The organism is Paenibacillus sp. IHB B 3415, from assembly GCF_000802655.2.
In the GTDB taxonomy this organism is placed as follows: domain Bacteria; phylum Bacillota; class Bacilli; order Paenibacillales; family Paenibacillaceae; genus Paenibacillus_AQ; species Paenibacillus_AQ phytohabitans.
This window is the reverse complement of sequence record NZ_JUEI01000143.1, coordinates 1-8,097: the sequence shown is the minus strand read 5'-3', so window position 1 is coordinate 8,097 and position 8,097 is coordinate 1. Positions and strand designations below refer to the sequence as shown.

Genomic DNA, 8,097 nt, shown 5'->3' with positions numbered 1-8,097 from the left:
CAAAAAAACCGCTCCCAGCAAGGGTTTGGAATTATGAAATTGTCTCTTTTATACAACAATTTTGAATTTTAGCCGATTTAACGGGAGAATTGTTGCATTTCGTGCAGGATTTTGCATCAAGTCTAAGCAAATTCGCATTCATTCCGTTTCCTGCAGCAGTCGCGTTGCTCAAACCAGTCTCTATCCACGTATGCAAAATAACCCCACAAAGTGGGGCTGTGGCTTCGATGAGTACTCAGGCACTTTGCGGGGGCCGAAGGCGGTCTTTAACGTGTACGAAGTCCCCTCTTATTTCATAAGCGGGCCCACCTCAAGCTCCATTTGTCCGAGCAGCCCGTCCACGGTAGAGCTTTGCGTGTAGAGCCCGTCCAGCAGCCTCTGGATCTTCGTATCAATCTGCTGCCAGTTCTTATGGCCCGGCGCGATCCGGGCGTCCGCGATCTGGTCGAGCACGGCCAGCTGGATGCTCTCCGGCGAAGGCTTGGAAGCCGCTCTCAGGAAGACATCCGATTCAAGCACGGATTTCCGGGACGGGACGAAATATTGCGCGGTAACGCTCATGGCTTCTGCGCTGGTGATGAACTTCAGGAATTCCGCGGCTTCCGCCGGATGCCTGGTCTCGAATACAGAGACTCCCGCATAGCCGAGTGAAGTTCCAGTCCCCTTCACACCTGCCGGCATTGGAGCGATATCCCAATCAAAATCAGTAACCGCGCGGGCCTTCGAGGTATAGCTGTAACGGTCCGTATACATCCCGATCCGGCCGCTGTCGAAGGTGAGCTCATCGCCCGGAAGCGGATGCACCTTGTCCTTGAACATCATATCACTGTAGAGCTGCAGCGCCTCTCTACCTGCGGGAGAATTCAGCGCAAAAGCCGTCGCACTGCTGTCAAACAGCTCGGCACCATGCGACCAGAACAGCGGCAGCAGTGCATCCGACCAGTTGTTCCAGTCGCGGACCAGCTTCACACCGTAAATGCCGTGCTGCGGATCAGTTAGGCTGCGCGCGGCCTTGAGAAAATCCTCGTAGTTCCATTTCCCTTCCTTATAAAGCTCGGTTGGCGTCTTCAGGCCTTTCTCAAGGAACAGGTCCTTGTTGTAGTAGATCAGCACCGGAGGCGTGGAGAAGGGGATTCCGTACAGTCTGTCCTCCCGCTTGAATATATCAAGCGTAGACGGATAGATATCCGCATAGTTATATCCGGGATCTTCTTTGACCTCTGCTGCAATGTCCACCAGCTGGCCGGATTCCAGCAGCTGGGGAATCATCCGCTCCGCCAGCCAGCCGGCATCGGGCGCGGTACGGGAGGCCAGCATGATTGACAACTTCTGCTGATAATCAGCAAACGGGATCGTCATGATCTCTACCTCCATCCCGGGATGGAGCTGTTCATATTCATCCACCAGCCCCTCAACCATTGCCTTCTGCGCATCGTTGCCCCAGATACTGAACTTCAGCTTCACAGGCTCCTGCACAGCAGCCGCCTCACTTCCTCCTGCTTCTTCACCGTCCACGGCTTTCCCGTCAGACGCCCCGCTTCCTGCCCCTGAAGAGCAGCCCGCAGCCATTAATACCGCTATCATAAGGCTTAGCAGCCTTGTCCGCATCATTAATCCTCCTCCTGCCTGTCCCCGGCGGGTCCGGCATTGTTCATGGCTTCCCAGTTCATCGGCAGCCGCAGTGAGACCGTTACCCCGCGCTCTGCCGTATTATCAAGAGTTAATCCGTAAGGCTCTCCATAGAGCAGCCGGAGCCGCTGATGGACATTGCGCAGCGCAAAACCCTTTTGAATCCGGCCGAAGCCGCCCTGCTCCGTCTCCGTACCGGGCCGGGATTTATTCTGATACAGCTGTTCTTCAAGCTCCTGCATCCGTTCACCGGTTATGCCAAGACCATCATCCTTGACGGACAGCACCAAGTCTTCCTCTTCCACCGAAGCCGTCAGGGCAAGCAGTAGCTTATCCTGACCCATGGCATGCTCAATAACATTCTCAATCAGCGGCTGCAGAATCAGCTTCGGCACCACGCAATAATCGAAGGAAGAGTCAATATGGATCATAGCCTGCAGCTTGTCTCCAAGACGCATACCCTGGATTCGCAGATACGCTTCTACGAATCTTACCTCATCCAGAACGTACACCATCTGCTCCTGGCGGCCGACCGTGTAGCGCAGCAGCTTCCCGAGACTGGTCACCACACCCGAGAGCTCCCGGGTATTGCCTTGAAGGGCCAGCATGTTCACCATTTCCAGGGTATTGTACAGAAAATGCGGATGAATCTGGCTCTGCAGCGCAAGCAGCTCGGCTTCCCGTTCCTTCAGCCGGGTCTCATAGACCTCTTTGACCAGACGGTCGATCTCGCCGATCATCGTATTGAAGCCTTCGGTCAGTTGCCCGATTTCATCGCTTGTAGTGACCGTCGCCCGCTCCAGGAACAGCCCCCGCTTCACCTGCCTCATCTTCGACTGCAGATGGGCAATCGGCTTAACCAGGCGGTTCGACAGTAGGATCGCCGCCGCATAAGCAGCCATCAGGGCTACGATGGAGACAATCAAGGTAGAATTCGTTAACTCGCGTGCGTCTTCCCGGAGCTGCGTACGCGGAATCAATGAGGTCACCTTAAGTCCCGTATAAGAAGAATGGGCAGAGGCTGTAATATAGGATTCACTTGAATCGGGAAGCCCGTCTGGCCCTGAGTACAGCATAACCTGATCCTTGCCGGTAATCTGCAGCAGACCGCTCCCGCTCGAACGCACCGTGGATACAATCGAACCGAACCCCCGCGCCGTCAGATCCACCTTGACGATCCCCAGCATGTCATTCGTATAGGGCTCACGGATAACCCGGGCCACCGAGATAATCCCCTGCTTCGCCTCTGTATAATAGGCCGCAGCATGCGGCGGAAGGATGGCAAGACCACCGTCTTCCTGCTCAACCGCCTCCATCCAGTCTGCCATGCTGCGGTCCCACCGCTTCCTGACGCTCTGGTCCAGATTACTGAAGATTCCTCCGTCATTGGTGAACACCAGAATGCTCTCAATCTCACCCCGGTCAAAAGCCAGCGAAGAAATAAACAGATTCATCTTCAGCGTCTCATCCGTAGTTAAATAAGTGTTCGCAGAGCCGCTGCCGCTGTGCTTGCGGAGAATCTGCATCATATCCTCATCGTACAGCGGCGTAAGTGTAAGCCGGTCCAGTTCCTTAATGTAATGCTCCAGGTTGATATTAATCTGGCTCACAACCTGATTGGATAGCTCCACAGTGCTGCGCTCCACACCGGCAGTATATTTCTTATAGCTGATGGTGCCGATCACGAGAAACGGAATCGTAATCAGCAGGCAGAACAATACGATAAACTTGGTGCGCAGCGGCACGTATATTGATTTGTTTGACCCTTTTCTGAATGGCATGCGGACAGCCTCCCCAAACTCTGGATACCCACTTCAACATAGCATAATTCGAGTCCGAAGTCAGAGACGTTCTCCCAGCCAGGCGCAATACTTCCTCTACAAAAATACAGCAGACAGCACACCTCTTAAGGTTGCTGTCTGCTTACGTGCACAAGGCTGCTGCCTGAAGAAGTCCGCTCAGCTGTTCTCAAGCTCTCCGGACCAAACCTCTGTCTGCCTCCAGAATTCAGCAGCAGTCAGCGTACCGCTGTGAATCATATAAGCGTAATCCAGCAGGTTCGGCAGGCAGGGCAGATCCAGCAGATAACGGCTGAACGCATGCGCGGCGATCTCCGAGGTCTTGGTCACGCTGGCCCGGATGCGCAGCGGACCCAGGGAGATGCTGCTGATGTCGTCAAGCCGCTTGTTGGTGTATCCCAGCTCCGTGAATTCCAGATCGTGGAACAGCTCATGGGCGAGATGAATGTCTGTGATTTCCTTCAGCGTGAAGGAGCGGCCGGGAAGCAGCACACCGGCACACTGCCGCAGTTCTTCCATGGACGATTTATACAGCGTAATGGCGCGCTCCTTGGCCGACAGCTCAATCTGGGCGCGGAAGCGGATCTGCCCGATGGTGCCCTGCCGTTCATTGAGATTGACGCTAATTCCGCGGTCCCGGCAGATGGCCCCGACATCCGTGCCGTAGCGGGCCTTGAATTCCAGGGCCTGCTCCCTGCCGATCGCAAGCGGGCGCTCCACATAATAACGCCGTTTGCTGTGCGGTATTCTGTGAAACAGCAGATCATTTGTGAGTTCGGCATATCCCAGCACATTGTCGCTTGGCAGCGTCCGTTCAGCTGTCTTCATCATCCTGTGCACCTCCTACTGATAGACGACAGCGAGCATTTCGCTGTTGTCCTCAAGCAGCTGGGTTTCCACTTCGAGAATGGAGAACAGCTGCTCCTTGGTCTGCATCCCGGTCAGATCGAGCATTTTTTCCTTATAGAAGATAAAGGTCTTCGGGATCGTCGCATTGGCATCCGAATAGATCGTATTCTCCTCCAGGAACGAGGCAAACCGGTCGGCCATATTCTTCTTCAAAAAAGCCAGATGATACGCATTCGTCTTCTTAAATCGCACCACACCTTCACGGTCCAGCACGCCGACGTGGCTGAGCTTCTTCTTCACCAGCCCGAACATGGACTTCTTGATCTCGCTCGACTCGAACAGAAACCATCTGCCGGAGGCCGCCTTCAGCTCCGTCTGGCCGGCCGGCTGGCCCAGTGCTTCCGCCGCCGTCAGCATCAGCTCGTTCACGGGCACCTCGCGGCTGGCCAGATCCTTCGAGCGCAGCTCGGTCGAGCCGGTGGCGATCGCCCGTAGAATATTGCGCTGCGAATCGATCTCGATCGTCACGTCAACCGTAGCTTCATTCGCTCCGGACTGGACGATTTTCTCCATAATCTCTGCACGGATCAGCTTGATATCCCGCTCTGTCGCACCGACCACAGTCTTCTCGATCTGCTCGCGGACCATCGCCATCCCAACGCCGATCGTGGAGATGTACGGCGCATTATTGGCGATCTGGTGCTTGAAGCCTTCGCTCGCCGCCATCGCCGGAACGAGCACAGCTCCGCTTCCGCCGCCGCCCACCAGCGTAACAAACCCGGTGTCCAGCTCATAATCGCTGATCATCTGATTCACTACAGCCATCACCTTGCGGATGGCAATATCCATTGCCGATCTTGCTGCGTCTTCCGCAGACATGCCGAGCCGGGAACCCAGTGCCTGCCAGGCTATCCTGGTGCTCTCCATATCCCCCCGCGCATAATCCTCCTCCGGCACATGGTTCAGCAGATTCGCCGCGCCTGCCAGGGTCAGCGCATATTCATGTCCTCCCGTACCCCGGACGGTGACGTAATCCGGATCTCCCGGGCGCGGACTGACAAGACCGATGGCAGGCTGCTCCAGATTCTCCTTACCGGTGAAGCATTCGTATTCCAGACCGGCGATATGCGCACTGCGCGGGCCGACATCCGTGATCTTGCCTCCGCCGATCTGAATCATGCTGCCCCCGGCAACGGCGAGCGTCCGTACATCCAGCGAACGCAGATACGTCTTATGTCCGCCTACCTGGGCATTCTCAATCATCACCTTACCGTTCTTGATCACGGAGATATCTACACTGGTTCCGCCGACTTCGAAGAAAATACCGTCCGATATCTTCTCATACATCAGGGCGCCGGCGACACCGGCCGCCAGCCCTGACAGCATGGTCAGGATCGGACGCTTGCGCACCTCGTCGATGCTCATGACACCGCCGTCGCAGCGCATGATCATCAGCTGGGAGGTAATCCCCGCTTCTTTGACGGCCTGCTCAGTCATGTTGGCGGTCTCCATCATCTTCGGAATCAGGCTCGCATTGACGACCGCTGTGCGGGTCCGCGTCTTCAGCCCATAGAGCTGGGAGATTTCATGTCCGCCGGTGGCGTACACTCCCCGGCTACGCGCCGCTTCCATCACTCTCAGCTCGTTGGCCGGATCATCGACACTGTAGGCTTCCGAGGCCACAATAACCTCTGCACCCTGGGCGAGCAGCTGATCAATCGCCGCATCGATGGTTTCCGGCGTCAGTTCCTTCGAATCAATGAACTTGTGATAGGTGGTAAGATATTTACCGGCAGCCAGCTCGATATTCGCCACATTAGTCTCGGAGCGGGCACTGCGGGCATCCAGTCCCGTGCCCATCCCCACGATGCCTACACGGGCTACGTCTCCTTCGAGCAGGGCGTTGGTGGCCTGCGTCGTCCCGTGGGCGATAAACTTGATGTCACCGGGAAGAATGCCGTTCTCGCTCATGATCCGCTGGATAATCTGGACAATCCCGCTGGCGACTCCGCGTTCATCGTGATGCGTTGTGGGCATTTTGACCTTGGACAGCACCTCAAAAGTCTCATTGTCTATCGCAACGGCATCCGTGAAGGTTCCTCCGACATCGATGCCGATCCTGATTTGTTTGTTGTTCATAGCAGTTTCTCCTCTCCATGAAGCTTATGTCTCTAATCTGCAATCCGTATTCGCTTAACCAGAACTTAATCTAGAAAACGGTCAGACCCGCGATAATCATCGAGATCATCACAGCCGCGAACATCCATGGCAGTGTCTTGCGCAGCGTTTCAATAATATCCGTCTTAGTGTAGTCGGCGATCCAGACATTGTGCGAGTTGGTCGGATCGCTGACAGCCTGCAGATTGCTCACGATACGCAGTGCCAGCATAGCCGCAACTGGTGCCATCCCTCCGGCAACAATCAGTGCTGCGATCCCGCTGCCGAGTCCCCATACGTTAAGCGGTCCACGGTAAATCGCAAGCGGAGACAGCAAAGTGAAGACGAGAATGTACATCAGCGGACTGGTTGGAATAATGCCTTCGATCAGCGGCTGAATCAGCAACGCCACCGGAGGTGCAGTTACCGCGCTGAGCAGCATCCCGATCCCGATCATCAGCCCGAGCGCACCGGCCACATCCTGAATCCCTTCCACCAGCGCACTCGACAGCACATGAATCGGACGCTTGGGTGTTGCGAGCAGCAATGTGACAACCGCCCCCATGAAGACTGCAGAGACAATATCAACCTTCAGGAAAAATACCAGCAGCACCGGAACAAGCGGGCTGATGAGCGCAATGGCTCTTACGTTCTTGGTATCCTGAGCCTGGAATTCCGGCTTGAGCGGCATGGCCCAGGCACGGCGGACCTTGCCGTCTTTGCGGGTATAGTAGACGATCATAATCAAGGCAATGACAATCAGCGGAATAGCACAGATCAGTGAATAAGAAGCAATCGTGTTCGTAGGCACCTTTAGCACATCGGTATAAATGGCCCAGGTGGAGACGTTGAAGACCACGCCGACCGCATTGGCCAGCAGGACAACAAGGCCGCTGACGAACGGCTTAAGACCGGCAGTGAGCATAATGGGAATAGCGATCGTTCCGACGAGAATGACCATGCCCAGACCGTTGGCAGCCGAGAAGATTACAGACGCGGCGAGGAAAAAGATAATGGCGATCGCCAGCGGCTTGTCACCGGCCAGCTCCGCAGCCTTGCGGATAATGGTCTTCGTGATGCCGACCTTGCTGAGAATCTGGCCGAACCAGGCGCCGAAGATCAATCCGGCGATAGCGGTAGACAGCTTCATGGCCCCGCCTGCGAGCACACCCTTGGTGATGGTGAAGGTGTCCGGGTTATCGGACAGCAGCGGGATTCCCGCGATCGCCGCCAGCAGAATCGCCATCATCGGCAGGGCGAGCAGCGTGGTCAGCTTGCGGGTCATCATCAGGCCCACAAACACAATAAATACAAGTAAAATGCCGATAATCTGCACAGTTTCCAAACCAATTCCTCCTAAATTTTTGTGAAATATACGTTGTTATAAGAATTATTGTGCTTAATTACCATCGGAAACCAAGCAAGCTTGGAATCAAATGAACGGTATAGATTAATCTTGAAAATGACCACCTCCGTATCACCTCCGCGCTTCCCGGTCTTTGAGAGCAACCAGCGTGGGGTGTAAGAAGCTAGTAACAGAGCTATAGCTGCAATAGCAATAGTTATAGCAGCAGCAACAGAAATAGCAACAACAGCAACAACAGCAGCAACAGCAGCAACAGCAACAGCAACAGCAACAGCAACAGCAACAGCAACAGCAACA

At 55.2% G+C, this 8,097-nt stretch carries 6 protein-coding genes; all 6 read right to left on the bottom strand.

What is annotated here, in order from left to right; genetic code table 11:
• Positions 1 to 288 precede the first annotated feature (288 nt).
• Complete coding sequence (locus tag QW71_RS35280) at positions 289 to 1,611, bottom strand: sugar ABC transporter substrate-binding protein (RefSeq protein ID WP_039310423.1); 1,323 nt, start codon at positions 1,609 to 1,611, stop codon at positions 289 to 291.
• The gene (locus tag QW71_RS35275; RefSeq protein ID WP_039310421.1) at positions 1,611 to 3,410 is read right to left on the bottom strand and encodes a sensor histidine kinase; all 1,800 of its coding nucleotides are present in this window, start codon (positions 3,408 to 3,410) and stop codon (positions 1,611 to 1,613) included. The genes QW71_RS35280 and QW71_RS35275 overlap by 1 nt, the downstream gene beginning before the upstream one ends.
• A 177-nt stretch (positions 3,411 to 3,587) precedes the next feature.
• A complete protein-coding gene (locus tag QW71_RS35270) occupies positions 3,588 to 4,259 on the bottom strand; it encodes a hypothetical protein (RefSeq protein ID WP_039310419.1) in 672 nt (223 codons plus the stop codon).
• Positions 4,260 to 4,271: 12 nt separating this feature from the next.
• Entirely contained in the window at positions 4,272 to 6,416 is a 2,145-nt protein-coding gene (locus QW71_RS35265) for a hydantoinase/oxoprolinase family protein (protein ID WP_039310417.1), read from the bottom strand.
• 70 nt (positions 6,417 to 6,486) lie between these two features.
• On the bottom strand, positions 6,487 to 7,770 hold the full coding sequence (locus QW71_RS35260) for a citrate transporter (RefSeq protein ID WP_231637885.1): 1,284 nt from the start codon (positions 7,768 to 7,770) through the stop codon (positions 6,487 to 6,489).
• A gap of 20 nt (positions 7,771 to 7,790) precedes the next feature.
• The coding region (locus QW71_RS40745) for a hypothetical protein (RefSeq protein WP_200906008.1) at positions 7,791 to 8,097 on the bottom strand (307 nt) is incomplete at its 5' end.

Excerpts from the sequence above, each read along its gene's own strand:
- QW71_RS35280 (WP_039310423.1), bottom strand. The coding sequence starts at position 1,611 with ATGATGCGGACAAGGCTGCTAAGCCTTATGATAGCGGTATTAATGGCT.
- QW71_RS35275 (WP_039310421.1), bottom strand. The coding sequence starts at position 3,410 with ATGCCATTCAGAAAAGGGTCAAACAAATCAATATACGTGCCGCTGCGC.
- QW71_RS35270 (WP_039310419.1), bottom strand. The coding sequence starts at position 4,259 with ATGATGAAGACAGCTGAACGGACGCTGCCAAGCGACAATGTGCTGGGA.
- QW71_RS35265 (WP_039310417.1), bottom strand. The coding sequence starts at position 6,416 with ATGAACAACAAACAAATCAGGATCGGCATCGATGTCGGAGGAACCTTC.